Raw genomic sequence first — 25,769 nt, forward strand, 5'->3', positions numbered from 1 at the left:
ATGAACGATCTCGATATGGACTTCCTGGTCGGTTCCGACGACGAAGGTCGGCCGCGCCGAGGATCCAACACGTCCCCAGGCCGTGACTCCGGCCGGCGCGGACGCCGCAGGAAGCGCCGCCGCAACCGGGGCGGCTTCGTCGCCCCCATGCTCGCGGTCATCATCCTGCTCGGCGGCATCGGCGCCGCCGGCTTCTACGGCTACACCTGGGTCCGCGACGTGATGACCCCCGACGACTACACCGGCCAGGGGTCGGGCGAGATCGTCGTGGAGATCAAGGACGGCCAGAGCGCCTCCGACATCGCGCAGACCCTGCAGGAGCAGGACGTGGTGAAGAGCGTCAAGGCCTTCGTCAACGCCGTCGGCGCGGCGGGCAAGAGCGCCTCCCTGCAGCCGGGCGAGTACACCATGCGCAAGCAGATGGCGGCTGCGGAGGCCGTCAAGCTCCTCGACCCGGACAAGCGGCTGCGGGAGAAGATCACCCTTGAGGAGGGGCTGCGCCTGAGCGTCACCCTCCAGCGGCTCGCCAAGCAGACGGGCAAGCCGCTGCGGGAGTTCCAGCAGGCCGCCAGGAACGTCCGCGAGCTCGGCCTGCCCTCCTACGCCGGGGGCAAGCTGGAAGGGTACGCCTTCCCGGCCACCTACGAGTTCACGCCCAAGATGACGGCCTCGGAGATCCTGACCAAGATGGTCGACCGCTTCAACGAGACCGCCACCAAGGACGACCTCAAGAGCAAGGCCAAGGCCCTCGGGCACACCCCGCACGAGATCATGACGATCGCCAGCATCGTCCAGGCCGAGTCGGGCACCGAAGAGGACATGGGCAAGGTGGCCCGCGTCATCTTCAACCGGCTCGACCGCGATCCGCCGCTCAACCTGGCGATGGACAGCACGGTGATGTACGCGCTGAACAAGGTCGGCATCGAGGCCTCCCACAAGGACCTCGAGAGCACCTCGCGCTACAACACCTACAAGTTCGCGGGCCTGCCCCCCGGGCCGATCGCCAACCCGGGCGACGACGCCATCCAGGCGGCGCTCAACCCCACCAAGGGCGACTGGCTCTACTTCGTCACCACCTGCCCGGGCAAGCGCATCACCAAGTTCGCCTCGGTGGAGTCGGACTTCTTCGCGCTCAAGCAGGAATACGAGAGGAACAAGGTGAACGGGTGCTGAGGGCGGCGGTCCTGGGATCGCCGATCGTCCACTCGCTCTCCCCGCACCTGCACCGCGCCGCCCACGAGGGCATGGGGCTGCACGACTGGCGCTACGAGGCGATCGAGTGCGACGAGGCCGGTCTCCCCGGCCTTCTCGACGGGCTGGACGGCGACTGGGCGGGGCTCTCGCTCACGATGCCGCTCAAGCGGGCGGTGATGCCGCTGCTCGACACCGTGTCCGAGCTCGCGGTCCAGGTGGGCGGGGCCAACACGGTGATCCTGCGCGACGGCGCCAGGCACGGGGACAACACCGACGTCTACGGCATCGTCCAGGCGCTCGCCGAGGCGGGCGTGGCCGCGCCGCGGGCGGCGACCGTCCTGGGCGGCGGCGCCACGGCGGCCTCCGCGCTGGCGGCCCTGCGCGAAGTCGGCCTCGGCGAGGCGATCCTCGTGGTCCGCGACCCCGCCAGGGCGTGGGAGACCGCGGAGGTCGCCGAGCGGCTGGGCATGGACCTGTCGGTACGGACCCTCGACAAGCTCGAGACCGCGTTGGAGGTCGACCTGGTCGTCTCGACCCTGCCCTCCGGCGCGGCCGACGCCTTCGCCGGGACGCTGGCGGGTGTGCCCGCCCTCCTCGACGTGGTCTACGCGCCCTGGCCCACCCGGCCGGCCGCGGCCGTGGCAGAGCGGGGCGGGATCGTCGTCGGCGGCTTCCCGATGCTCCTGCACCAGGCGGTCCGGCAGGTCGAGATGATGACGGGCCGCGCGGACGTGCCGGTGGAGGCGATGCGCGAGGCGGGAAAGGCCGAGATCGTCAGGCGTGCCGCCCCGGCGGGGTGACCGCCGCCGGGGCCGGGATGATTCTGTGTGAACACGCTGTTGTGGTAGAGTAACGACTCGATCGGTCCGGCGTGCCTGCTGGACGCGCAAGCGGAGGTCGTCCTCCCACCTCGTCGGCCGCAAGGCTGACAGGTCAGGATCACAACCGGGGGTGAATCCCCGGAGAGCTTACGGCGTGAAGCCTTCGAGTTCATGTGGCCCCGCATGCGTGACGTGCGGGGCATCTTGCGTTCGAACGCCCTCAACAGGGTGTGCGTTCTACGACCTCCCGGCACGATCGAGCATGTTGCGGCCTCCTCCCGGAGGCCGCGGATCGCAACCTAGGAGGCCCCATCAGCGCCGAGCCCCGCATCAATGACCGCATTCGCGTGCCCGAGGTCCGCCTCGTCGGCCCGAACGGCGAGCAGGTGGGCATCGTCTCCATCGGCGATGCCTTGAAGCTGGCTCAAGAATCCGACCTCGACCTGGTCGAGGTCGCGGCAACGGCCCGCCCGCCAGTGTGCAAGCTCATGGACTACGGCAAGTTCAAGTACGAGTCCGCGATGAAGGCACGTGAGGCGCGTCGTAACCAGGCGTACACCATCATCAAGGAGATCAAGCTTCGGCCGAAGATCGACCCGCACGACTACGAGACCAAGAAGGGTCACGTGGTGCGGTTCCTCAAGGCCGGCGACAAGGTCAAGGTCACCATCATGTTCCGCGGTCGGGAGCAGTCCCGGCCCGAGCTGGGCTTCCGGCTCCTGCAGCGGCTGGCCGAGGACGTGACGGAGCTCGGCTTCGTCGAGTCCCAGCCCAAGCAGGACGGCCGAAACATGATCATGGTGATCGGCCCGCACAAGAAGAAGGCCGAGGCCAAGGCCGAGAAGGCGGCGGCCAAGGCGCGGCATGACGAGAACCCTTCGGGTGACGGGTCACCGGCCGCCGACGAGACGCGCGTCAACGACGAGGTGTCCGTCAGCGGAGCGGTGGCGGCTCCGCAGGAGTAACTCGCATAGCCTGGATCGTCAGGTAGTCGCGAGATCAGTCCGAGACCGGGTCCGGTCTCGTAGTCAGGCACGCCCTTGACTTGGGTTACCGGCCCGGGACATCGGCACGATCGAGGGAGAGACGGCTGAGATGCCGAAGATGAAGACGCACAGCGGTGCGAAGAAGCGGTTCAGGCTCACGGGTTCCGGCAAGCTTGTGCGCCGTCGCGCCAACCGTGCGCACTACAACGAGCACAAGCCGTCCACCTTGACGCGTCGTCTCAAGCCCGAGGTCGTGCTCTCCGACGCCGACTCCAAGAAGATCAAGAAGCTGCTCGCTAAGTAACCGCCCCCGGGGAGATAGATACACATGGCACGCGTGAAGCGGGCGATCAACGCCAAGAAGAAGCGCAAGGTCGTTCTCGAGCGGGCGAAGGGCTACCGGGGTCAGCGATCCAGGCTGTACCGCAAGGCCAAGGAGCAGATGCTCCACTCGATGACGTACGCCTACCGCGACCGCAAGGACCGCAAGGGCACCTTCCGCCGTCTCTGGATCCAGCGCATCAACGCCGCTGCCCGCCAGAACGGCATCACCTACAACAGGCTCATCCAGGGCCTGCGGCTCGCCTCCATCGAGGTCGACCGCAAGATCCTCGCCGACCTCGCGGTCAACGACGCCGCCACGTTCGCGACGCTGGTCGAGGCCGCCAAGAAGGCGCTCCCGGCCGACGTGAACGCGCCGGTCGCCGGCTGAGCGAGGCACTGACGACCATGCGGCCCGCAGCGATCACGCTGCGGGCCGCATTCGCATTCTTGGGGGACGGGCATGGCCGGGTCTGAGCTGACCAACATCAAGTCGCCGCGGGTCAAGGCCGCGCGGAGGCTGACGAAGCGGGCCTTCAGGGACCGCGACCGTTCCTTCCTGGCAGAGGGGCCGCAGGCGGTCCGCGAGGCGCTGGCGCTGGACGGCGTCGTGGTGGAGCTTTTCGCCACGGCCGAGGCCGAGCTGCGTCACGCCGACGTCGTCGCCGCCGCCACCGCCGCGGGAGTACCCGTCCACCGGGCCAGCGGCGAGGTCATGGCCGAGCTGGCCCAGACCGTCACCCCCCAGGGGCTGCTGGCCGTGTGCCGCTTCGTGCACGTGCCCCTGGACGCCTCCGTCGTCTCCGGCTCCGCGCTGGTGGCGGTGCTGGCCCACGTCCGCGACCCCGGCAACGCGGGCACCGTGCTGCGTACGGCCGACGCCGCGGGCGCCGACTCCGTCGTCTTCACCGACGCCTCGGTCGACCCCTACAACGGCAAGTGCGTGCGGGCCAGCGCGGGCAGCCTGTTCCACCTTCCGGTCAGCACGGGCGTCCCGGTGGCGCGGGCCGTGGAGCACCTGAAGGGGGCCGGGCTCCGGGTGCTCGCCGCCGACGGCGCGGGCAAGCAGACCCTGGACGACGTGGACCTGTCCGGGCCGACGGCCTGGATCTTCGGCAACGAGGCGTGGGGGCTTCCCGAGGAGATCCTGAAGCTGGCCGACGAGGTCGTCAGGGTTCCCATCTACGGACGGGCCGAGAGCCTGAACCTCGCGACCGCCGCCGCGGTCTGTCTGTACGCATCTGCCCGTTCTCAGCGCACCGGTCCCGGCTCCAGGTGAGGCTCCCCGCCCGGCGAGGCTGCCGTACGGTGCGGGAAACCCGCTATTGTCGGCCATGTAGCGTCGAGGAGGCGGGGTCGTGCACGGCGAACACACCGGCGAGCGGAGCACCGATGCCGCTTCTGTGATCGACGTCGACGAGCTTCCCGACGGCCTCGTGGTCACCGACGGTGACGGCCACGTGCTGACCGTCAACCGGGCCGCGGCCCTGCTGACCGGCGTCACCCGCGAGCGGGCCGTCGGGCGGCACCTGCGCGACGTGTTCTCCTTCCGCGACCACGACGGGCGCGACTGGTGGAAGTGGCTCGACACCTACGGCGGGCTTTCCAGCCGCGCCCGCCATCCCGAGCTGCCGCTGCGCACCCCCGGCGGCCAGGAACTGCTGGTGGCCGCCCGGCTGGTGCGCGAGCCGCGGCGGGGCGGAGAGGTCGTCCGGGTGGTCATCACGTTGCGCGACGCCGGGGCCCGCGCCCGCCTGGAGCGCAGCCGCGCCGACCTGGTCTCCACCGTCGCCCATGAGCTCCGCTCCCCGCTGACCAGCGTCAAGGGTTTCACCGCGACCCTGCTGGCCAAGTGGACCCGCTTCACCGACGACCAGAAGCTCGTCATGCTGGAGACCGTCAACGCCGACGCCGACCGGGTGACCCGGCTGATCACCGAGCTGCTCGACGTCTCGCGCATCGAGTCGGGGCGGCTGGAGATCCACCGCCAGGTGGTCGACGTCCCGGCCAGGGTCGCAAGGATCATCGCGGGACGGGTGGCCGCGGGCGAGCCGGAGGACCGCTTCGTGCTCCAGGTTCGCGGCGAGCTGCCCGAGACCTGGCTCGACCAGGACAAGATCGACCAGGTGCTCGCCAACCTGATGGAAAACGCGGTGCGTCACGGGCGCGGTACGGTGACAATAGTCGTCGAGCCGAGCGAATGGGGAGTGACCGTGTCCGTCCGCGACCAGGGGGAGGGCATCCCGCCCGAGCTGGTCACGCGCGTCTTCCGGCAGTTCTGGCGGGGCAACGCCCGCCGCCGCGGCGGCACCGGGCTCGGCCTGTTCATCGTCAAGGGGCTGATCGAGGCGCACGGCGGCACCATCTCCGTGCAGCGCGGGCCCGAGGGCGGCGCCGAGTTTCGATTTATGGTGCCCACCGGCACCCCCGACTTCGTCTGATCGCGAATGTCGGCCCGGTGGGCTCATCCGACTAGACTCATGGCCGCTCAAGCCCTGGATTCGGAGCTCTCTCTTGTCAAACTACGACCCGGTCGAGGTGACCCCGCTGCACGCCGACGAGATGGCGCGCATGCAGGCCGAAGCGCTCGACGCCGTCAAGGCGGCGCGCGACCTCGAAGAACTCAAGCAGGTGCGCCTCGCGCACGCCGGTGACCGCTCACCGATCGCCCTGGCCAACCGCGAGATCGGGGCTCTGCCCCCGGCGGCCCGCTCCGAGGCGGGCAAGCGCATCGGCGGCGCCCGCAAGGCGATCGCCGACGCCCTCGCCGAGCGGCAGGCACAGCTGGAGGCCGAGCGCGACGAGCGGGTCCTCGTCGAGGAGACCGTCGACGTCACGCTGCCCTCCGCCCGCACCCCCCGCGGCGCCAGGCATCCGCTGACCACCCTCCAGGAGCGCATCGCCGACGCCTTCGTCGCGATGGGCTACGAGGTGGCGGAAGGCCCCGAGCTGGAGGGGGAGTGGTTCAACTTCGACGCGCTGAACATCTCCGCCGACCACCCGGCGCGCTCGGAGCACGACACCTTCTTCGTGGAGTCCGTCGACTCCGGCAAGGTGCTGCGCACCCAGACCTCCCCGGTCCAGATCCGGGCGCTGCTCAGCAGGGAGCTCCCGGTCTACGTGATCTCGCCGGGCAAGGTGTTCCGCACCGACGAGCTCGACGCCACGCACACCCCCGTCTTCCACCAGGTCGAGGGGCTGGCGATCGACGAGGGCCTGACCATGGCCCATCTCAAGGGCACCCTCGACCGGTTCGCCGAGGTCATGTTCGGCGAGGGCATCACCACCCGGTTCCGGCCCAACTACTTCCCGTTCACCGAGCCCTCCGCCGAGATGGACCTGAAGTGCTTCGTCTGCCGCGGCGCCTCCGCGGTGCCCGGCAACCCGCCCTGCCGCACCTGCAAGTCGGAGGGCTGGATCGAGTGGGGCGGCTGCGGCATGGTCAATCCGCGGGTGCTCATCGCCTGCGGCGTCGACCCCGCCCGCTACAGCGGCTTCGCCTTCGGCATGGGCGTCGAGCGCACCCTGATGTTCCGTCACAACGCCGAGGACATGCGCGACATGGTCGAGGGAGACGTCCGCTTCACCCTTCCCTTCGGAATGGAGGTCTGATGAAGGTCCCGCTTTCATGGCTGCGGGAGTACGTCGATCTCCCCGCCGTCACGGCGCACGAGATCGCCGAGAAGCTCACCGCCGCCGGGCTCAAGCTCGAGTCCGTCACCTCCTACGGCCACGACATCAAGAACGTCGTCGTGGGCGAGGTGATCTCCATCGAGACGCTGGAGGGGTTCAAGAAGCCCATCCGCCACTGCCAGGTCGAGGTGGGGGAGGCCGCGCCGCGCGAGATCGTCTGCGGCGCGACCAACTTCGAGGCCGGCGACCGTGTCCCGGTCGCGCTGCCCGGCGCCGTGCTGCCCGGCGGGTTCGAGATCGCCTCGCGCAAGACCTACGGGCGGCTGTCCGACGGCATGATCTGCTCGGAGGCGGAGCTCGGCGTGGCCGAGTCGTCGCCCGGCATCCTCGTGCTGCCCGGCGGCACCCCGATCGGCGCGGACGTGGTCGAGCTTCTCGGCCTGCGTGACGACGTGATCGAGCTGGAGATCACCCCGGACATCGGCTACGCCCTCTCCATCCGGGGGGTGGCCCGCGAGGCCGCCACCGCCTTCGGCTCGGCGTTCATCGACCCCGCCGACGTCTCCCCGCCCACCGCGACGGGCCCGTCCTACCCGGCCTCGATCGCCGACCCGTCGGCCTGCGACCGCTTCGTGCTCCGTGAGATCCGCGGGTTCGACCCGTCGGCGCCGAGCCCGCTGTGGATGCGCGCGCGGCTCTCCCGCGCCGGCATGCGCCCGGTCTCGCTCGCCGTCGACGTCACCAACTACGTCATGCTGGAGCTCGGCCAGCCGCTGCACGCCTTCGACGCGGCCAAGCTGACCGGCGAGATCGTGGTGCGCAGGGCCGAGCCGGGCGAGACGCTGGAGACGCTGGACCACGTGGTCCGCAAGCTCCACCCGGACGACATCCTGATCACCGACGGGTCGGGCGCGATCTCGATGGCCGGCACCATGGGCGGCCTGCACACCGAGATCTCCGACGCCTCCGCCGACATCGTGATCGAGGCGGCCCACTTCTCCGCCAGCGGCACCGCGCGCATGTCGCGCCGGCACAACCTGGTCAGCGAGGCCTCCAAGCGCTTCGAGCGGGGCGTCGACAGGGAGCTGCCCCTGTACGCCTCCTGGCGCGCGGCCCGGTTGCTGGCCGAGCTCGGCGGCGGCACGATCCAGCCGGGCGTCACCCACGCCGAGGTGGAGGTCGAGCCGGTCCGCGTCGCCATCCCGAGCGGCTACCCCGGCAGGGTCGCGGGCACCGCCTACGACCGCGAGACGGTGATCCGCCGCCTGGAGCAGGTCGGCTGCACGGTCGAGAGCACCACCGCGACCGGCCCGGTGACGGGCGGCACGGCCGGCGGCACCGCGACCGGCACTGTGGCCACCGGCGACCCGGCCTCCGCCGGGATCGCCGCGAGGCTCACGGTCACCGGTGACGACATGCTGGCGGTCACCCCGCCCTCGTGGCGGCCCGACCTGACCGACCCGAACGACCTCGCCGAGGAGGTCATCAGGCTGGAGGGCTACGAGAACCTGCCCTCGATCCTGCCGGCCGCCCCCGCGGGCGCCGGTCTCACCGAGAGCCAGCGCCTGCGCCGCCGGGTCGGCCGCGCCCTGGCCGCCGCGGGCTACGTCGAGATCCTCGCCTACCCGTTCAACGGGGAGCGCGACTTCGACAACCTGCAGCTGCCCGCCGACGACGCGCGCCGCCTGGCCGTACGGCTGGCGAACCCGCTCAGCGAGGACGAGCCGCTGATGCGGACGACCCTGCTGCCCGGCCTGCTCAAGACGCTGGTCCGCAACGTGGGCCGGGGCTTCGGCGACGTGGCGCTGTTCGAGGCGGGCCTGGTCTACCGGCCCTCGGCCGACGCGCCCGCCGTCGCTCCCGTGCTGGGCGTCGACCGCAGGCCGAGCCCGGAGGAGCTCGCCTCGATCGAGTCCGCGCTGCCCGCCCAGCCGCTCCGGGTCGGGGCGGTGCTGGCCGGGGAGCTCGAGCCGTCCGGCTGGTGGGGCAAGGGCCGGGCGGCCGGCTGGGCGGACGCCGTCGAAGCGGCCCGGGTGGTGGCCGCCGAGGCCGGAGTCACCCTCGATGTCCGCGCGGACCGGCACGAGCCCTGGCATCCGGGCCGCTGCGCCGCGCTGTACGCCGGTGACGTGCTCGTCGGCCACGCCGGTGAGCTGCACCCGCGCGTCGTCGAGGCCTACGGCCTGCCCCCGCGCACCTGCGCGATGGAGCTGGAGCTGACCCGGCTGGAGCCGCTGACCGCGGGTCCGCCGCAGGCCCCGGCGATCTCCGCGTACCCCGTCGCGGGCCAGGACGTCGCGCTCATCGTCGACGCGGCCACCCCGGTGGCCGCCGTGGAGGCGGCGCTGCGCGAGGGCGCGGGCCCGCTGCTGGAGTCGATCCGGCTGTTCGACGTCTACACCGGCACCCAGGTCCGCGAAGGCGGGAAGTCCCTCGCCTACTCGCTGCGCTTCCGGGCGCCCGACCGGACGCTCACCGTGGAGGAGACCACCGCGGCCCGCGACGCGGCCGTGGCCCTGGCCGGGGAGCGCACCGGGGCGCGGCAGCGCGGCGTCTGACCGGTTCACGAGGGGCCCGGGGCGCGTCCCGGGCCCCTTTTTTCGCCGTACCGGGCCGGGATCGTTCGCGTCCCGGGTGATTCTCCATCAGGAGGCGACGATGACGTACCCGCCGGTCGCTCAGGGCGGATCGCTCGCCCGGAGCGGAGAAGAGCCTTTCCCCGGGAGGGGACGATGAGGCATCTGCTGGTGTTCGCCGAGCGCGACGACGCCGAGGAGGTCGCCGAGACCGTGGCCGGGGAGTTTCCGGTGATCGGCATGCCCGCGGTGGTCAGGGAGACCCTCGCGGGCGAGGACGACGCCGAGGACGCCCAGTGGCTGGTGGTGGTCGAGGATCCCTCCGGGATGTTGCCGCCGGAGGGCGTGGCCCGCCTGGAGGCGCTGGCCGAGGAGTATGACGGCTGGCGCGAGCACGGGTGAGACGCGGCCTCGTCCTGCGGACTTCCGCGAGGGGAGGCGAGGTCCGTGACGGGCGGCGGGGCGTCTGGAGGTGCCCGGGCGGTGAGCGCCGCGCGAGACCGGGCCTCAGAGCCGGTCGATCCCCGTCAGGTCGATGTCGATGTCGAACGGCGCCGAGATCTTGAGCCGGTCGTGGTGGATGCCGGTGAGAACGTAGGTTTTGGCGACCGGGTCGAGCTCGTAGACGTAGATCGCGGGCTTTCCCGACTGGTTCTCGACCAGCCAGAAGTGCGCGATGCCGGCTTCGGCGTACAGCACCGGCTTGCGGTCGCGGTCGCGCGTCCTGGAGTCGGGGGAGATGACCTCCACGGCCAGCACGACGTCCTCGGCCCGGTAGAAGGTCTGCTCCGGGCTGTGCTCGGCAGAGGCGTGGATGACACTTATGTCGGGCTCGGGCCGCTGCCGTGTACCCAGCACGACGCTCATCTCCCGGCGCGCTCGAAGATCGGCGGGCGCGGCATGGCGGAGAGCATCGACCAGTAGATCCACCGCTCGCATGTGAAAAGAAGCCTGAGGACTCACGAAGACAAGGCTTCCATCGATTAACTCTGTGTGTGCGGGCAATTGCGGAATGCGATCGAGATCTTCCGCGACGAACCCCTCCGGCGGGGGAAACGCCCAGTCGGGCAGCGAGGACTCCGTCATCTCGGGGCTCCGTACGTCGACCGTCATGTCCTCAGAGTAGCAATGGGATTCCGTTCGGTGAGGTTACTTGCCGCTGCCCGGTGTCAGGCGGGGGCGGTCTCCTCGCGGCGGGCGCGCTCCCTGATCGCGTGCTCGTCGGTGCGGGCGTCGTAGGTGCGGAACTTCGGCAGCAGCGCGGCCATCGCAGCCACCGCGCCGACGCACAGCAGGCCGCCGGCGCCCAGGGAGAAGCGGGTCCCGCCGAGGCCGGCCATCAGACCGGCCCTGGCGTTGCCGAGCATCGGACCGCTGGTGTAGGAGAGCAGCTCGATGCCCGCCAGGCGGCCGCGGAACTCGTCGGGGATGGTCTGGTTCCAGATGGTCGAGCGGAAGACGCCGCTGATCATGTCGGCGGCCCCGGCCACGGCCAGGAAGGCGAAGATGCCCCAGACGCTGGGCATCAGCGCCGCCAGCGCCACCGCCACTCCCCAGACGGCCGCCGCGATGATCACGCCGAGGCCGTGCCGGTGCACGTGCGCGGTCCAGCCGGAGGTGACCGAGGCGATCAGCGAGCCGATGGCCGAGGCGGAGAAGAAAAGTCCCAGGGCCTCGGGGGCGCCCAGCTCGTCGGCGAGGAACGGATACAGCGCGGTGGAGAACGCGAAGATCATCGCAGCGATGTCGACCAGGTAGGTGCCCATCAGGTCGGGACGGCCCACGGCGTAGCGGACCCCCTCGACCAGGGATCTGATCGAGGCCGAGGGAGTGTCCTCCGAGCGCGGCTGGGCCCGGACCATCCAGAGCAGGACCAGGGACGCCAGGAAGGTCACGACGTTGATGCCGTACGCGACGGCGACGCCGAACCAGGCCGCGATCAGGCCGCTGAGGCCCGGGGCGACGATGGCGCCCAGATTCCACCGGAAGGCACCGAGGGCGGCGGCCGCGGTCAGCTGGTCGTGCCTGACCACGCGCGGCATCAGCGACTCCAGGCTGGGCCGCTGCAGGCTGCCCAGCCCGGCCGAGAGGGCGCCGACCACGTAGAGCACCCAGACCTGCGGTTTCGGCAGCAGCGCGTTGACGGTCAGGATCGTGACCGTGAGGCAGAGGCCGACCTCGGTGAGAAGAATGACCTTGCGCCGGTCGAGGGCGTCCGCGATCGCCCCGCCCCAGAGCCCGCACACCACCATCGGGACGAACTCGGCCACGCTGACCAGGCCGACCGCCAGGTAGGAGCCGGTGAGCTCCTTCATCTGCAGCGGCACCGCGACCAGTGTCAGGAAGGTGCCGAACATCGTGATGACGCCGGAGCCGAAGAGCAGCCGGAAGTCGCGCGAGTCGCGGAGAGGGCTGAGGTCCATCGCCAGACGGCGGAGCAGGGTTTTGATCGGTCGATCGGCGTTTTCCGGCACGAACAGCTAGTTTCGGTGGTGATCTTCGCGATGGCAAATCATTTTCCGGCAGGTCACGGCCGGGCCGGGCGCGGGAAGCCGCCCCCGGTGCCGGGCGCCCGCGGGGGTGACCGGGCGCCGGCGCGGGGGACGGTGACGGGGCGGCAGGGCGGGGTGACGGCGACGATGAAAGGGCGACGGCGGCGACGGAGCGGGGCGTCGTCCGGCGGGCGTCAGGGGCCCAGGACCTCCTGGCGCAGCCGGGTCTTGAGGATCTTGCCGCCGGGGTTGCGGGGGAGTTCCGTCTCGCGTGTCCAGAACCTGACCGGCACCTTGAAGGAGGCGATCCGCTCGCGCAGGAAGGCCTGCAGCTCCTCGTCGGTGACCGGGGACGACAGCCGGAGCACCGCGCCGACCTCCTCGCCCAGTTCGTCGTGGGGGATCCCGATCACCGCGGCGTCCTCGACCGCCGGGTGTTCGAACAGGGCGGCCTCGACCTCGGCGCAGTAGACGTTCTCGCCGCCGCGGATGACCATGTCCTTGGCCCGGTCCACGATGAACACGAACCCCTCCTCGTCCACCCTGGCCAGGTCGCCGGTGTGCAGCCAGCCGCCGACGAAGGTCTCCGCGGTGGCCTCCGGCCGGTTCCAGTAGCCCAGGATGACGTTCGGGCCGCGCAGGCAGAGCTCGCCGACCGTGCCGACCGGCAGCTCGCCGCCGAGGGGGTCGGCGATCTTCACCTCGACCACGGCCATCGGCAGGCCGATGCTGTCGGGCTTGGCGAGGTAGTCGGCTCCGGCGTTGCTGATGGCGAGCGCGGTGGTCTCGGTCATGCCGTACCCGTTGGAGGGGGCGCGGTTGGGCAGCTGTTCGGTGATGCGCTCCAGCAGCTTCGGCGGGGCGGGGGCACCGCCGTACCCGAGGCCGCTGAGGCTGGAGATGTCGTACTTGTCAAGATCGGGGTGCGACAGGAGCTGCCACACGTTGGTGGGCACGCCGGTGAGCCCGGTGATCCTCTCGCGCTCGATCAGCTCCAGCGCGCGGCCCGGGTCCCATTTGTACATCAGCACCAGGCCGCCCCCGGTGAACATGGTGGTGGTCATCACCGCGAAGCAGCCGGTGACGTGGAAGAGCGGCACGGTGAGCAGGGTGACCCGCCGCTGCCCGGCCGCGTCGCCGGGGTCCTTACCCGCCATGATCACGCTTCGGTACAGGCCGTAGGCGACAGTCATCGGCGACTGGCCGAGGTTGCGGTGGCTGCCGAGCGCGCCCTTGGGGCGGCCCGTGGTGCCGGAGGTGTAGAAGATCGTCGCGGGGTCCTCGGGGGAGAGGCCGACCGGCGGCAGCGTCACGCCCGCCTCCACCTCGCCCATCACGTCCGCGTAGGAGCGGGCGCCCTCGGGCACCGCGCCGCGGGTCACGATCAGCGCCGGGCCCAGGCCGGCGAGCCCGGCCGCCCGCTCGCCGTCGGCGATCAGCACCTTGGCTCCCGAGTCCGACAGGCCGTACTCCAGCTCCTGCGGCGTCCACCACGCGTTGAGCGGCACGGCTATCGCCCCGGCGGCCAGCGCGGCCGAGAAGGCGATCACCCACTCGGGGTAGTTGCGCATGGCGATGGCCACCCGGTCGCCCTTGACCACGCCGTACTCGTCCACCAGGCGCCGCGCGAGCGTGGCGGCCCGCCGGAAGTGCTCCTCGTAGGTGATGTGCTCGTCCTCGTACGTCAGGAAGACCTTGTCGCCATGGAACCTGCTCGTCTCCAGAAGGGCCCGGAAGTCGCGGGGCGCGTGCTTCCAGGTTCTGACGGTCCCGCCGTGGCTGGGGACCTCTTCCGTCTCGAAAAGCTGCCCCGGGGCGGTGAGCTGGGCCTGGACCTGGGCGTGGGTGACAGTCATGCGTTCGTACTCCCGGAGGTGGAGGGGCCGGAAACGTCACGATACCGACCGGTAGGTACGTGCAACAGTGCCGAAACGCGGCCGATGGTCTCGTGCCCGCGTTCACAGGCCGGTAAAGCGCGGACTCGGCGGTTTCTCCTGCCCGTCGTGTGCCTCCGGACGGCCAGGGCCGCGTGTTACCGGCTTGCATGGCAATCCTCCAAGATGCATAATCTTTCTAGTAAGTCCATGAGTAGCAATGCATGAACATGCAGAGATCGGGGGGACGCATGAGAGCGGCGATCGCGGGTGCCAGCGGCTATGCCGGAGGTGAGCTCCTGCGCCTGCTGCTGTCCCACCCCGGCATCGAGATCGGCGCGCTGACCGCGGCCTCGAGCGCGGGCACCGCCCTCGGCGCCCACCAGCCACACCTGGCCCCGCTGGCCGACCGGATCCTGCTGGAGACCACACCCGAGACCCTCGGCGGCCACGACCTCGTCTTCCTCGCCCTGCCGCACGGCCAGTCGGCCGCCGTCGCCGAGCAGCTCGGCGACGGCACCCTCGTGGTCGACTGCGGCGCCGACTTCCGGCTCGCCGACCCCGCCGCGTGGGAGCACTTCTACGGCGGCGTCCACGCGGGCACCTGGCCGTACGGGCTGCCCGAGCTGCCGGGACGGCGTGAGGAGCTGCGGGCCGCCCGGAGGATCGCCGTGCCGGGGTGCTACCCCACGGCCGTCACCCTGGCCATGTTCCCCGCCTTCGCGGCCGGCCTCGTCGAACCCGACGTGGTGGTGGTCGCCGCCAGCGGCACCAGCGGGGCGGGCAGGGCGCCCAAGCCGAACCTCCTGGGCAGCGAGGTGATGGGCTCCGCCAGCGCGTACGGCGTCGGCGGCGTCCACCGGCACACCCCGGAGATGGAGCAGAACCTCTCCTGCCTGGCGGGCGGGCCGGTCACCGTCTCCTTCACCCCCGTGCTGGCACCGATGAGCCGCGGCATCCTCGCCACCTGCACCGCCCCCGCCAGGCCCGGCCTCACCACGGCGGTCCTGCGCGAGGCCTACGAGGTCGCCACCAAGGACGAGCCGTTCCTGCGGCTGCTCCCCGAGGGCCAGTGGCCCGCGACCTCGATGACCCTCGGCGCCAACACCGCCGCCCTCCAGGTCGTCCTGGACGAGCGCGCGGGCCGCGTCGTCGCCGTCGTCGCCATCGACAACCTCACCAAGGGCACGGCCGGCGGCGCGATCCAGAGTGCCAACCTCGCCCTCGGCCTGCCGGAAGAACTCGGCCTTCCTCTCAACGGAGTCGCCCCATGAGCGTGACCGCCCCTCTCGGCTTCCGTGCGTCGGGTGTCGACGCCGGGATCAAGTCCGGTGCCGACCGCGACCTGGCACTGGTCGTCAACGACGGCCCCTCGCGCGCCGCCGCCGGGGTCTTCACCACCAACCGGGTGAAGGCCGCGCCCGTCCTGTGGTCCGCGCAGGTGCTGGCCGGAGGCCGGGTCCACGCCGTCGTCCTCAACTCCGGCGGCGCCAACGCCTGCAACGGGCCGCTCGGCTTCCAGGACACCCACGCCACCGCGGAGAAGGTGGCCGCAGCCCTGGGAGACTCGGCGGGGGAGGTCGCGGTCTGCTCCACCGGGCTGATCGGCGAGCGGCTGCCGATGGACCCGCTGCTGGCCGGGGTCGACCTCGCGGTCTCCCAGCTCGCAAGGGACGGCGGCCTGGCCGCCGCCGACGCCATCCGCACCACCGACACCGTCTCGAAGATCTCCTTCAGGAAGGGCGCGGGCGGCTACATGGTCGGCGGCATGGCCAAGGGCGCGGGCATGCTCGCCCCCGGCCTCGCCACCATGCTGTCGGTGATCACCACCGACGCCGACCTGCCCGCCGACCAGCTCGACGCGGTGCTCCGCAAGGTGACGCGGGTCACCTTCGACCGGCTCGACGCCGACGGCTGCATGTCCACCAACGACACCGTGCTGCTGCTGGCCAGCGGCGCCTCCGGAGTCGTCCCCGACCTCGCCGAGTTCGAGCAGGTCCTCCTCGCGGTCTGCGCCGACCTCGCCCGCCAGCTGCTGCTGGACGCCGAGGGCGCCTCCAAGGCGATCGCCATCGAGGTCGTCGGCGCCGCCTCCGAGGACGACGCGGTCACCGTCGGCCGAGCCGTCGCTCGTTCCAACCTCTTCAAGTGCGCCATGTACGGCGAGGACCCCAACTGGGGCCGGGTGCTGTCGGCCGTCGGCACCACCGACGCCGTCTTCGAGCCCGACCGGCTCAACGTGGCCATGAACGGCATCTGGATCTGCCGGGGCGGCGCCGTGGGCGACGACCGCTCCAAGGTCGACCTCACCCCGCGCGAGGTGACGATCACCATCGACCTGTCGGCGGGACCGCACTCGGCGACGATCCACACCACCGACCTCACCACGGTGTACGTCCACGAGAACTCGGCGTACTCCACATGAGACGCGCCGAGGCCCTGAAGAAGGCCGCCACGCTGATCGAGGCGCTGCCCTGGCTCGCGAGCTTCCACGGCGCGACCGTCGTCATCAAGTACGGCGGCAACGCGATGACCGAGGAGCACCTGCGCGAGAAGTTCGCCGCCGACGTCGTCTTCCTTCACTACGCCGGGCTCAGGCCGGTGATCGTGCACGGGGGAGGGCCGCAGATCAACGCCCAGCTCGACCTGCTCGGCATCGAGTCCACCTTCACCGCCGGGCTCAGGGTCACCACCCCCGAGGCCATGCAGGTCGTCAGGATGGTCCTCGTCGGCCAGGTCAACCGCGACGTGGTCGGCCTGATCAACCGGCACGGGCCGTTCGCGGTCGGCATGTCCGGCGAGGACGCCCACCTGCTCACCGCGGTGCGCAAGCACGCCGTCGTCGACGGCGTCGGCGTCGACATCGGCCAGGTCGGCGACATCGTCAGGGTCGAGGCCGGAGCCGTGCGGGCGCTGCTGGACGACGGCCGGATCCCGGTGATCTCCTCCATCGCGCGCAGCGACGACGGCACCGTCTACAACGTCAACGCCGACACCGCCGCCGCCGCGCTCGCCGTGGCCCTCCAGGCGGCCAAGCTGATCATCCTGACCGACGTCGAGGGCCTGTACCGCGACTGGCGCCCCGACGCCGAAGAGAACGAGATCATCGAACAGTTGTCCGCCACCGAGCTGGAGAAGCTCCTGCCGGGACTGTCCAGCGGCATGATCCCCAAGATGGAGGCGTGCCTGACCGCCGTCCAGGGCGGCGTGCCACGAGCCCACGTGCTCGACGGCAGGGTGCCCCACTCGGTGCTGCTGGAGATCTTCACCGACGAGGGCATAGGAACCATGGTGCTGCCGGACGCCCCCGAGGCGGCGGCCGCGCCGGAGCCGGTCAGGCGGCGGCCCGCGGCCTCCGCCCAGCTGAAGGGGAACGACCAGTGAGCCCGCAGGAAAGACCCGCAGGAGAGGCGCTCGCCAGGCGCTTCGAGGCCGCCTTCATGCCCAACTACGGCGTGCCCCCGGTGGCGCTGGCCCGAGGCGAGGGCGCGAGGGTCTGGGACGTCGACGGCCGCGAGTATCTCGACCTGATCGGCGGCATCGCGGTCAGCTCGCTCGGCCACGCCCACCCCGCCCTGGTCGAGGCCGTCTCCCGGCAGGTCGCCACGCTCGCCCACACCAGCAACCTCTTCCTGCACGAGCCCGAGGTGCTGCTCGCCGAGCGCCTGCTCGGCCTCCTCGGCGCCCCGGCCAAGGTGTTCTTCACCAACTCCGGGACCGAGGCCAACGAGGCCGCCCTGAAGCTCTCCCTCAAGTACGGCAAGGCGAACGGCCGCACCTACTTCGTGGCCGCGGAGAACGCCTTCCACGGCCGTACCCTCGGCGCGCTCGCCCTGACCGGCAAGCGCTCCATCCGCGACCAGTTCGGGCCGTTCCCGATCGATGTCCGCTTCGTCCCGTACGGTGACGCCGACGCGCTCAAGAACGCGGTCACCGACGAGTGCGCCGCGGTCTTCCTCGAACCCACCCAGGGCGAGGCGGGGGTCGTGCCCCCGCCCGAGGGCTACTTCACGGCCGCCAGGGAGATCTGCGACGCCACCGGCGCGCTGCTGGTCGCCGACGAGATCCAGTCGGCGATCGGCCGCACCGGGCACTGGTTCGCCCACCAGCACGAGGGCATCCTGCCCGACGTGCTCACCCTGGCCAAGGGCCTCGGCGGCGGCATGCCGATCGGCGCCTGCGTCGGCTTCGGCGAGGCGGCCACCGTCTTCGCCCAGGGCGACCACGGGTCCACCTTCGGCGGGAACCCCGTCTCGGCCGCCGCCGCGCTCGCCGTGCTCGACACCATCGACGGGGACGGCCTGCTGGAGCACGTCCACACCGTCGGCACCGAACTCGCCAAGGGCGTCGCCGCGATCGACCACCCGCTGCTCGCCGGCGTCCGCGGCCGTGGCCTGTGGCGGGCCGTCGTGCTGACCGCCGGCCGCTCCGCCCAGGTCCAGGCCGCCGCCCAGCGCGCGGGCTTCCTGGTCAACGCCCTCCAGCCCGACGCGGTACGGCTCGCGCCCCCGCTGGTGATCACCTCCGCCCAGGTCGCGGCCTTCGTGGCCGCGCTTCCCGCCATCCTCGACGAGGCCGCAGATGCCCAGTAACCTCGCCGGACAGGCGCGCGTCAGGCACTTCCTGAAGGACGACGACCTCTCGCCCGCGGAGCAGGCCCAGGTGCTCGACCTGGCCGAGGCCGTGAAGAAGGACCGCTACGGCTACCGTCCCTTCGAGGGGCCGCAGACCGTCGCCGTCCTCTTCGACAAGCACTCCACCCGCACCCGCGTCTCCTTCGCGGTCGGCATCGGCGAGCTCGGCGGCCTGCCGCTGATCCTCGACGCGGGATCCTCCCAGATGGGCCGGGGCGAGTCGATCGAGGACACCGCCCGGGTCCTGGAACGCCAGGTGGGCGCCATCGTGTGGCGCACCTCGGGCCAGGAGAGGATCGAGGCCATGGCCTCGGCGTCCTCGGTACCGGTGGTCAACGCCCTCACCGACGAGTTCCACCCCTGCCAGATCCTCGCCGACCTGCAGACCGTCAGGGAGCGCTTCGGCAGGACCGCGGGGATCACGCTGGCCTACTTCGGCGACGGGGCCAACAACATGGCCCACTCCTACCTGCTCGGCGGGGCCGTCGCCGGCATGCACGTGCGGGTCGCGGCCCCCGCCGGATACCTGCCCGACCCGGAGATCCGCCGGCGGGCCGGCGAGGTCGCCGCGCGGACCGGCGGCTCGGTCACGGTCCTCGCCGACCCGGCCGAGGCGGCCGCGGGCGCGGACGTGCTCGCCACCGACACCTGGGTCTCCATGGGGCAGGAGGGCAAGGAGCAGCGGATCGCCGACCTCATGCCGTACCAGGTCAACGCCGCGCTGGTGAGCCGGGCGGCCCCCGGCGCCGTCGTCCTGCACTGCCTGCCCGCCTACCGCGACCTGGAGATCTCCGCCGAGGTCCTCGACGGCCCGCGGAGCCTGGTGTGGGACCAGGCGGAGAACCGGCTGCACGCCCAGAAGGCCCTGCTGTACTGGCTGGTCGCGGTGGCGGGCCGGGACGCTTCCCCGGACGCCGGGCCGGACAACGGCTCCTCGGGTGACGGCTCTTCGCGGGACGGCGCCCTGGACGGCGCTTCCGCGGGCGGTGGCTCTGCAGGCGGCGACCCAGCGGGCGGCGACGCGTCCGGAGGCGGGGGATCCACATGACGATCCCGATGACCAAGGTCGCCCGCCAGGCACGGATCACCGACCTCCTGCAGCGGCAGCCGGTCAGGTCCCAGCCCGAGCTGGCCAAACTCCTGCTGGAGAGCGGTGTCGAGGTCACCCAGGCCACCCTCTCCCGCGACCTGGACGAGCTCGGCGCGCTCAAGCTGCGCGCCGAGGACGGCTCCCTGGTCTACGCCCTGCCGGGGGAGGGCGGCGACCGGATCAGGCGCGCCAGGCTCGGCACCGGCGAGTCCCCGGCCGCCAGGCTCGGCAGGCTCGCGGAGGAGCTCCTCGTCTCCGCCGAGGCCTCCGCCAACCTGGTCATCGTCCGCACGCCGCCGGGCGCCGCGCAGTTCCTCGCCTCCGCCATCGACCACGCCGACTGGGAGTCCATCCTCGGCACGGTCGCGGGAGACGACACGATTCTCGTCATCAGCCGCGACCCGCTGGGCGGGGCGGCGGTCGCAGAGGGACTGCTCCGGCACGCCGCTCGACGTATTTAGCCTGCTCAGGCGGGCTATCACCGGCAGCATCCGACACCTGTGACCAATGAAGATCCTGGAGATATCCATCATGACCGATCGGGTCGTACTCGCGTTCTCCGGAGGCCTGGACACCTCCGTCGCCATTCCCTTCCTCGCCGAGAAAACCGGCGCCGAGGTCATCGCGGTCGCCGTCGACGTCGGCCAGGGCGGCGAGGACATGGAGGCCATCCGCAAGCGCGCCCTCGACTGCGGCGCCGTGGAGTCCGTCGTCGTGGACGCCCGCGAGGAGTTCGCCACCGACTTCTGCGTGCCCGCACTGCAGGCCAACGCCCTCTACATGGACCGCTACCCGCTGGTCTCCGCCCTGTCGCGGCCGCTGATCGTCAAGCACCTGGCCGCGGCGGCCAAGGAGTTCGGCGGCACCCACGTCTCGCACGGCTGCACCGGCAAGGGCAACGACCAGGTCAGGTTCGAGGCCGGTCTGGCCGCCCTCCACCCCGAGCTCAAGGTCATCGCCCCGGCCCGCGACTACGCGTGGACCCGGGACAAGGCGATCGCCTACGCCGAGGAGAAGAGCCTGCCGATCGAGACGACCAAGAAGAATCCGTACTCCATCGACCAGAACATCTGGGGCAGGGCCGTCGAGACCGGTTTCCTCGAGGACATCTGGAACGGCCCGATCGAGGACGTCTACGCCTACACCGCCGACCCGGCGCAGCCGCGCGACGCGGACGAGGTCATCGTCAGCTTCGTCAAGGGTGTGCCCGTCGCGCTGGACGGACGGCACCTCACCCCGTTCCAGATCATCGAGGAGCTCAACCGCCGCGCCGGCGCCCAGGGCGTCGGCCGCCTCGACATGGTCGAGGACCGGCTCGTCGGCATCAAGTCCCGCGAGGTCTACGAGGCTCCCGGCGCCATCGCGCTGATCACCGCCCACATGGAGCTGGAGAACGTCACCGTCGAACGCGATCTCGCCCGCTTCAAGCGGTCGGTGGACCAGCGCTGGGGCGAGCTCGTCTACGACGGCCTCTGGTTCTCCCCGCTCAAGAAGGCCCTCGACGCCTTCATCGCCGAGGTCCAGGAGCACGTCACCGGCGAGATCCGGATGACCCTGCACGGCGGCCGGGCCACCGTCACCGGGCGCCGCTCCGAGGCGTCGCTGTACGACTTCAACCTCGCCACCTACGACACGGGCGACACCTTCGACCAGTCCCTGGCCAAGGGCTTCGTCGAGCTGTGGAGCCTGCCCTCCAAGATTGCCTCCGCCCGGGACGCCCGGCTGGGCCGATTGGGCTAAGGTCGCGGATTGAATGGGGAGGGAGAACAACGGTGACTGATGGTGGAAAGCCCATGCGGCTGTGGGGCGGCCGGTTCGAGGGAGGTCCGGCCGACGCGCTGACCAGGCTCTCGGTGAGCGTCCACTTCGACTGGCGGCTGGTGCCGTACGACCTGCTGGCCTCGCGCGCGCACGCCAGGGTGCTGCACCGCGCGAACCTGCTGAGCGACGACGAGCTGGCGCGCATGATCGGCGCCCTGGACGACCTGGAGCGTGCCTGCAAGGCGGGCGAGTTCCGGCCGACCGTCGCCGACGAGGACGTCCACACCGCGCTGGAGCGCGGCCTGCTGGAACGCCTCGGCACGCTCGGCGGCAAGCTCCGGGCCGGTCGCAGCCGCAACGACCAGGTCGCCACCGACCTGCGGCTCTACCTGCGCGACCATGTCAGGCACATCGTGTCCCGGCTGGTGGAGCTGGAGACCGCGCTGATGAGCCAGGCCGAGGAGCACGCCGAGACGGCCGCCCCCGGCATGACCCACCTGCAGCACGCCCAGCCGGTCTCCTTCGGCCACCAGCTCCTGGCGCACGTGCACGCCTTCGCCCGCGACATCGACCGCCTGCGCGACTGGGACAGGCGCGCGGCCGTCTCCCCGCTGGGTGCCGGGGCGCTGGCCGGATCCTCCCTGCCGCTCGACCCGCAGGCCGTGGCCGGGGAGCTCGGCTTCGACTCCGCCGCGCCCAACTCGATGGACGCCGTCGCCGACCGCGACTTCGCCGCCGAGTTCCTGTTCGATGCGGCGATGATCGGCGTGCACCTGTCGAGGCTGGGCGAGGAGATCGTCCTGTGGGCCTCGCAGGAGTTCCGCTGGATCGAGATGGACGACGCCTACTCCACCGGCTCGTCGATCATGCCGCAGAAGAAGAACCCCGACGTGGCCGAGCTCGCCCGGGGCAAGAGCGGCCGTCTCATCGGCAACCTCATGGCGCTGCTGACGACGCTCAAGGGCCTGCCGCTGACCTACAACCGCGACCTGCAGGAGGACAAGGAGCCGGTGTTCGACTCCGTCGACAGCCTGCTGCTCGTCCTTCCCGCCATGGCCGGGCTGGTCGCGACCATGCGCGTCAACACCGCGAAACTGGAGGCCTCGGCCCCGGACGGGTTCGCCCTCGCCACCGACCTGGCCGAGCTGCTGGTCCGCCGGGGTGTCGCCTTCCGCGAGGCCCACGAGGCGGTCGGGCACCTGGTCGTCTGGTGCCAGGTCAACGACAAGGACTTCGGTGAGCTCACCGACGAGGAGCTGGCCAAGGTCTCGCCGCACTTCACGCCCGACTCCCGCGAGGTCCTCTCGGTGCCCGGCGCGCTGGCCGCCCGCAAGGCGCACGGCGGCACGGCACCCGACCGGGTCCGTGGCCAGCTCATCGCGCTGCGTGAGATCGTCGACGCCCAGGCCGCCTGGGCGAGCGGAAGCTGATGTCCGGCGACGGCCGTCCCGAGGTCGCCGAGATACCGGGTGACGCTCGCCGGGTCGTCCGGAACTCAGGCGATTGCCGCCTGGTCACCGGAGGTCCGGGCGACGGCCGCTTGATCGCCCGGGATCCGGGGGACGGTCGCCCGGCCTCCGGAGGGCCGGGCGGTTCCCTCCTGGTCACCGGGGGTGCGGGGGGCGGTCGTCCGGTCCTCGGGGGCCTGGGCGATGGCCGCTGACGAGAACGGCGGGCGACCGCCCGCCGCGTCCGTGCCGCTGGCACGCGACTTCTTCGACCGGCCCGCACACGAGGTAGCCCCCGATCTGCTGGGACGGGTGCTCGTGCACGGGCCGGTCGCGTTGCGGATCACCGAGGTCGAGGCGTACGGGGTGCCGGGCGAGGATCCCGCGTCGCACACCTACCGGGGCCGGACGCCGCGCAACGCGGTGATGTTCGGCCCGCCGGGCCATCTGTACGTCTACTTCACGTACGGCATGCATTTCTGCGCCAACCTGACCTGCCTTCCCGAAGGGATCGGCTCCGGGGTGCTGCTGCGGGCCGGAGAGGTGATCTCCGGTGTCGAGACCGCCCTGGCCCGCCGGAGCGTTGGAAGCGCCCGTCCCGTCAGGGAGAACGACTTGGCCAGAGGGCCGGCGCGACTGGCGGTGGCGCTCGGCCTCACCCGCGAGCACAACGGGCTCGACGCCTGCGGCCCCGGATCGCTCTCCGTGGTCGAGGGCGAGCCGGCCAAGCAGGCGTCCATCCTGTCGGGACCGCGCACCGGGGTCTCGTCGGGGAAGGAGACGCCGTGGCGCTTCTGGATCGACGGTGAGCCCACGGTCTCCCCGCACCGCCCGCACGTCCCGCGCCGCCGGTAGGTCGCGTGGGCTCTCTCCTGGCTTCTTCCTCGCCCGTCCTTGTGCGCGGGAAGGGTTTCGAGTGGCGCGACGGTGCCGTGATCGGGCAGGGTGTACGAGAGCGCTAAATGTCCCTTCGAGCATTGGAAAGCAAGGATCGTGACCGACATTCTGGATGACCTCGCCTGGCGCGGCCTGATCGCGCAGTCCACCGACATCGACGCCCTGCGCGCGGCGATGGCCGAGGGTCCGATCACGGTCTATTGCGGCTTCGACCCGACCGCCCCCTCCCTGCACGTCGGCAACCTGGTCCCGTTGCTGACCCTCACCCGCCTCCAGCGGGCGGGTCACCGGGCCATCGGCCTGGTGGGCGGCGCGACGGGCCTGATCGGCGATCCCAGCGGCCGGAGTACCGAGCGCTCGCTCAACTCCTCCGACGTCGTGGCCGAATGGGTGGCGCGGATCCGCGTCCAGGTGGAGAAGTTCCTCGACTTCTCGGACGAGAAGACCGGGATCCTCGTCAGCAACCTCGACTGGACGGAGGGCATGTCCGCGATCGACTTCCTGCGCGACGTCGGCAAGCACTTCCCGGTCAACCGCATGCTCGCCCGCGAGTCGGTCTCGGCCAGGCTGGGCGGCGAGGGGCTCAGCTACACCGAGTTCAGCTACCAGATCCTGCAGGCCAACGACTACCTGGAGCTGAACAGGCGCCACGGCTGCACGCTCCAGATCGGCGGCAGCGACCAGTGGGGCAACATCACCGCGGGAACCGATCTCATCCGCCGGGTGACGGGCGGCCACGTGCACGCCCTCACCGTGCCGCTGATCACCAAGGCCGACGGGACCAAGTTCGGCAAGACGGCCGGCGGTGCGGTCTGGCTCAACCCGGACATGACCTCCCCGTACGCGTTCTACCAGTTCTGGCTGAACGCGGACGACCGTGACGTGGTGAAGTTCCTCAAGATCTACAGCTTCCGGTCTCGTGAGGAGATCGAGGGGCTGGAGAAGGCGGCCGCCGAGCGGCCCGCGGGGCGCGAGGCGCAGCGGGCGCTCGCCGAGGAGTTCACCACGCTGCTGCACGGCGCCGACGAGTGCGCCGCGGTGATCGCCGCCTCGGCGGCCCTGTTCGGCCAGGGGTCCCTGGAGGAGCTGCCCGCGCGCACGCTGGGGGAGGCCCTCGCCGAGGTGCCGCGTGCGGAGGTGCCCGCTCTGGGGGCGTCCTTCGTCGACCTGCTCGCCGAGAGCGGCTTGGTGAAGTCGAAGTCGGAGGCACGCCGCGCGGTCAAGGAGGGCGGCGCCTACCTCAACAACGCCAAGGTCACTGACGAGGCGTACGTGCCGTCTGCCGATGATCTGCTCCACGGACGCTTCCTGGTGCTGCGCCGTGGCAAGCGTTCCGTCGGCGGTGTCGAGATCGACACCCCCTGATCCTTCCTCCGTTTGCCGCGCTGTTCCTGGCGCTTCCTGGTTCCTGGTGGTTCCCGGTGTTGTTCCGGTCTTCCGCGAGGTGCTGTCCTTCCGGGTTTTTCGGTTCTTGCGGCAGGTCAGCGGGATGCTCCAGGTGGGGTGGACGCCCCGGCTCGGGCCGGGGCGTCAACCGTCTCACCACGTAACATTCCGGTAGCGAACGTTCCTGGTTTCCTTAAGGAACCGCCCTGACCTGCGGTTTTACCAAGCGTGGCTGATTTGACGATGCTCCGAGGGGCGCATAATCTTTCCAATGCCCCGGAGCGAGCCGGACGCCGATCGGCGGACGGGCCCAGGGCCACTCCACCTGAAACGAACCTGAGCGTTCGGACTCCGCGTAGATCACCGGAAAATCGGTTGATTCGCTGTGGCCTGGATGACACGGTAGGTTCAGGGGGCCGCCTCGGAAGCGAGGCGGTGGGAATCCTAGCAAGTTTGCAGGTTTTGTGACAAACGGCTGATAGCTAGCAATTTGACACAATCTTGACAGGCCTGTACGGTTTAAATACGAAATGGAACGCCCCGGAGTTGTGGCCGGACCGGTTGGTCGGGTCAGGGCGATGGTGTACGCGTCCGTTTCTTGAGAACTCAACAGTGTGTTAAAAGCCAGTGCATGAAGCACAATCCCGTCCAACCCA

Annotated in this window: 23 protein-coding genes; 20 read left to right on the forward strand and 3 right to left on the reverse strand. The window is 70.9% G+C overall.

Annotated elements, in window-relative coordinates:
* From mltG to AB0G15_RS31435, 10 genes are all read left to right on the forward strand, one after another.
* Positions 1-1,173: an endolytic transglycosylase MltG gene (mltG, locus tag AB0G15_RS31390; RefSeq protein ID WP_362846703.1), complete on the forward strand. Its 1,173-nt coding sequence runs from the start codon at positions 1-3 to the stop codon at positions 1,171-1,173.
* Positions 1,170-1,994 (forward strand): shikimate dehydrogenase, encoded by an 825-nt coding sequence (locus tag AB0G15_RS31395; protein ID WP_362846733.1) that lies wholly within the window; start codon positions 1,170-1,172, stop codon positions 1,992-1,994. Before mltG ends, AB0G15_RS31395 begins: the two co-directional genes overlap by 4 nt.
* A gap of 332 nt (positions 1,995-2,326) precedes the next feature.
* On the forward strand, positions 2,327-2,980 hold the full coding sequence (gene infC / locus AB0G15_RS31400; protein WP_362677869.1) for a translation initiation factor IF-3: 654 nt from the start codon (positions 2,327-2,329) through the stop codon (positions 2,978-2,980).
* Positions 2,981-3,110: 130 nt separating this feature from the next.
* Positions 3,111-3,305, forward strand: a complete 195-nt coding sequence (gene rpmI, locus AB0G15_RS31405; RefSeq protein WP_030920046.1) for a 50S ribosomal protein L35 — start codon at positions 3,111-3,113, stop codon at positions 3,303-3,305.
* 24 nt (positions 3,306-3,329) lie between these two features.
* Positions 3,330-3,713: a 50S ribosomal protein L20 gene (gene rplT / locus AB0G15_RS31410; RefSeq protein ID WP_012892552.1), complete on the forward strand. Its 384-nt coding sequence runs from the start codon at positions 3,330-3,332 to the stop codon at positions 3,711-3,713.
* Positions 3,714-3,785: 72 nt separating this feature from the next.
* On the forward strand, positions 3,786-4,601 hold the full coding sequence (locus AB0G15_RS31415) for an RNA methyltransferase (RefSeq protein WP_362846705.1): 816 nt from the start codon (positions 3,786-3,788) through the stop codon (positions 4,599-4,601).
* A 79-nt stretch (positions 4,602-4,680) separates the two neighbouring features.
* Positions 4,681-5,763, forward strand: coding sequence for an ATP-binding protein (locus AB0G15_RS31420; protein ID WP_362675531.1), 1,083 nt, complete (start codon positions 4,681-4,683; stop codon positions 5,761-5,763).
* A 121-nt stretch (positions 5,764-5,884) separates the two neighbouring features.
* Positions 5,885-6,934: a phenylalanine--tRNA ligase subunit alpha gene (pheS, locus tag AB0G15_RS31425; RefSeq protein ID WP_362846735.1), complete on the forward strand. Its 1,050-nt coding sequence runs from the start codon at positions 5,885-5,887 to the stop codon at positions 6,932-6,934.
* Positions 6,934-9,513, forward strand: coding sequence for a phenylalanine--tRNA ligase subunit beta (locus AB0G15_RS31430; RefSeq protein WP_362846707.1), 2,580 nt, complete (start codon positions 6,934-6,936; stop codon positions 9,511-9,513). The genes pheS and AB0G15_RS31430 overlap by 1 nt, the downstream gene beginning before the upstream one ends.
* Positions 9,514-9,687: 174 nt before the next feature.
* Positions 9,688-9,933, forward strand: a complete 246-nt coding sequence (locus tag AB0G15_RS31435) for a hypothetical protein (RefSeq protein WP_362846709.1) — start codon at positions 9,688-9,690, stop codon at positions 9,931-9,933.
* Positions 9,934-10,038: 105 nt separating this feature from the next.
* On the opposite strand, the gene AB0G15_RS31440 is transcribed toward AB0G15_RS31435, so the two are convergent.
* From AB0G15_RS31440 to AB0G15_RS31450, 3 genes are all read right to left on the reverse strand, one after another.
* The gene (locus AB0G15_RS31440) at positions 10,039-10,644 is read right to left on the reverse strand and encodes a Uma2 family endonuclease (protein WP_362846711.1); all 606 of its coding nucleotides are present in this window, start codon (positions 10,642-10,644) and stop codon (positions 10,039-10,041) included.
* 56 nt (positions 10,645-10,700) lie between these two features.
* Positions 10,701-12,005 carry an MFS transporter gene (locus AB0G15_RS31445; RefSeq protein WP_362846713.1) on the reverse strand — a complete coding sequence of 435 codons (1,305 nt, stop codon included), beginning with the start codon at positions 12,003-12,005 and terminating at the stop codon, positions 10,701-10,703.
* Positions 12,006-12,217: 212 nt separating this feature from the next.
* Entirely contained in the window at positions 12,218-13,879 is a 1,662-nt protein-coding gene (locus tag AB0G15_RS31450) for a class I adenylate-forming enzyme family protein (RefSeq protein ID WP_362846715.1), read from the reverse strand.
* A gap of 269 nt (positions 13,880-14,148) precedes the next feature.
* On the opposite strand from AB0G15_RS31450, the gene argC reads away from it, so the two are divergent.
* The 10 genes from argC (at position 14,149) to tyrS (ending at position 25,092) form a co-directional block, all read left to right on the forward strand.
* A complete protein-coding gene (gene argC / locus AB0G15_RS31455; RefSeq protein WP_362846717.1) occupies positions 14,149-15,171 on the forward strand; it encodes an N-acetyl-gamma-glutamyl-phosphate reductase in 1,023 nt (340 codons plus the stop codon).
* Entirely contained in the window at positions 15,168-16,322 is a 1,155-nt protein-coding gene (gene argJ, locus AB0G15_RS31460; RefSeq protein ID WP_362846719.1) for a bifunctional glutamate N-acetyltransferase/amino-acid acetyltransferase ArgJ, read from the forward strand. The genes argC and argJ overlap by 4 nt, the downstream gene beginning before the upstream one ends.
* Entirely contained in the window at positions 16,319-17,281 is a 963-nt protein-coding gene (argB, locus tag AB0G15_RS31465) for an acetylglutamate kinase (protein ID WP_362846721.1), read from the forward strand. Before argJ ends, argB begins: the two co-directional genes overlap by 4 nt.
* A gap of 56 nt (positions 17,282-17,337) precedes the next feature.
* Positions 17,338-18,489, forward strand: a complete 1,152-nt coding sequence (locus AB0G15_RS31470) for an acetylornithine transaminase (protein ID WP_362846737.1) — start codon at positions 17,338-17,340, stop codon at positions 18,487-18,489.
* Entirely contained in the window at positions 18,479-19,579 is a 1,101-nt protein-coding gene (argF, locus tag AB0G15_RS31475) for an ornithine carbamoyltransferase (protein ID WP_362846723.1), read from the forward strand. The genes AB0G15_RS31470 and argF overlap by 11 nt, the downstream gene beginning before the upstream one ends.
* Positions 19,576-20,082, forward strand: coding sequence for an arginine repressor (locus tag AB0G15_RS31480; protein ID WP_362846725.1), 507 nt, complete (start codon positions 19,576-19,578; stop codon positions 20,080-20,082). Before argF ends, AB0G15_RS31480 begins: the two co-directional genes overlap by 4 nt.
* 70 nt (positions 20,083-20,152) lie before the next feature.
* Entirely contained in the window at positions 20,153-21,361 is a 1,209-nt protein-coding gene (locus AB0G15_RS31485; RefSeq protein ID WP_362846727.1) for an argininosuccinate synthase, read from the forward strand.
* A gap of 53 nt (positions 21,362-21,414) precedes the next feature.
* Positions 21,415-22,812 (forward strand): argininosuccinate lyase, encoded by a 1,398-nt coding sequence (gene argH, locus AB0G15_RS31490; protein ID WP_362846739.1) that lies wholly within the window; start codon positions 21,415-21,417, stop codon positions 22,810-22,812.
* Positions 22,813-23,034: 222 nt separating this feature from the next.
* Entirely contained in the window at positions 23,035-23,685 is a 651-nt protein-coding gene (locus tag AB0G15_RS31495) for a DNA-3-methyladenine glycosylase (protein ID WP_362846729.1), read from the forward strand.
* A 138-nt stretch (positions 23,686-23,823) separates the two neighbouring features.
* Positions 23,824-25,092 carry a tyrosine--tRNA ligase gene (gene tyrS, locus AB0G15_RS31500; RefSeq protein WP_362846731.1) on the forward strand — a complete coding sequence of 423 codons (1,269 nt, stop codon included), beginning with the start codon at positions 23,824-23,826 and terminating at the stop codon, positions 25,090-25,092.
* The last annotated feature ends 677 nt before the right edge of the window (positions 25,093-25,769 follow it).

Origin of the sequence: Streptosporangium sp. NPDC023825, from assembly GCF_040639575.1 — a bacterium.
In the GTDB taxonomy this organism is placed as follows: Bacteria; Actinomycetota; Actinomycetes; order Streptosporangiales; family Streptosporangiaceae; genus Streptosporangium.

Excerpts from the sequence above, each read along its gene's own strand:
- mltG (WP_362846703.1), top strand. The coding sequence starts at position 1 with ATGAACGATCTCGATATGGACTTCCTGGTCGGTTCCGACGACGAAGGT.
- rpmI (WP_030920046.1), top strand. The coding sequence starts at position 3,111 with ATGCCGAAGATGAAGACGCACAGCGGTGCGAAGAAGCGGTTCAGGCTC.
- rplT (WP_012892552.1), top strand. The coding sequence starts at position 3,330 with ATGGCACGCGTGAAGCGGGCGATCAACGCCAAGAAGAAGCGCAAGGTC.
- AB0G15_RS31415 (WP_362846705.1), top strand. The coding sequence starts at position 3,786 with ATGGCCGGGTCTGAGCTGACCAACATCAAGTCGCCGCGGGTCAAGGCC.
- pheS (WP_362846735.1), top strand. The coding sequence starts at position 5,885 with ATGGCGCGCATGCAGGCCGAAGCGCTCGACGCCGTCAAGGCGGCGCGC.
- AB0G15_RS31430 (WP_362846707.1), top strand. The coding sequence starts at position 6,934 with ATGAAGGTCCCGCTTTCATGGCTGCGGGAGTACGTCGATCTCCCCGCC.
- AB0G15_RS31435 (WP_362846709.1), top strand. The coding sequence starts at position 9,688 with ATGAGGCATCTGCTGGTGTTCGCCGAGCGCGACGACGCCGAGGAGGTC.
- AB0G15_RS31440 (WP_362846711.1), bottom strand. The coding sequence starts at position 10,644 with ATGACGGTCGACGTACGGAGCCCCGAGATGACGGAGTCCTCGCTGCCC.
- AB0G15_RS31450 (WP_362846715.1), bottom strand. The coding sequence starts at position 13,879 with ATGACTGTCACCCACGCCCAGGTCCAGGCCCAGCTCACCGCCCCGGGG.
- argC (WP_362846717.1), top strand. The coding sequence starts at position 14,149 with ATGAGAGCGGCGATCGCGGGTGCCAGCGGCTATGCCGGAGGTGAGCTC.
- argJ (WP_362846719.1), top strand. The coding sequence starts at position 15,168 with ATGAGCGTGACCGCCCCTCTCGGCTTCCGTGCGTCGGGTGTCGACGCC.
- argB (WP_362846721.1), top strand. The coding sequence starts at position 16,319 with ATGAGACGCGCCGAGGCCCTGAAGAAGGCCGCCACGCTGATCGAGGCG.
- AB0G15_RS31470 (WP_362846737.1), top strand. The coding sequence starts at position 17,338 with ATGCCCAACTACGGCGTGCCCCCGGTGGCGCTGGCCCGAGGCGAGGGC.
- argF (WP_362846723.1), top strand. The coding sequence starts at position 18,479 with ATGCCCAGTAACCTCGCCGGACAGGCGCGCGTCAGGCACTTCCTGAAG.
- AB0G15_RS31480 (WP_362846725.1), top strand. The coding sequence starts at position 19,576 with ATGACGATCCCGATGACCAAGGTCGCCCGCCAGGCACGGATCACCGAC.
- AB0G15_RS31485 (WP_362846727.1), top strand. The coding sequence starts at position 20,153 with ATGACCGATCGGGTCGTACTCGCGTTCTCCGGAGGCCTGGACACCTCC.
- argH (WP_362846739.1), top strand. The coding sequence starts at position 21,415 with ATGCGGCTGTGGGGCGGCCGGTTCGAGGGAGGTCCGGCCGACGCGCTG.
- AB0G15_RS31495 (WP_362846729.1), top strand. The coding sequence starts at position 23,035 with ATGGCCGCTGACGAGAACGGCGGGCGACCGCCCGCCGCGTCCGTGCCG.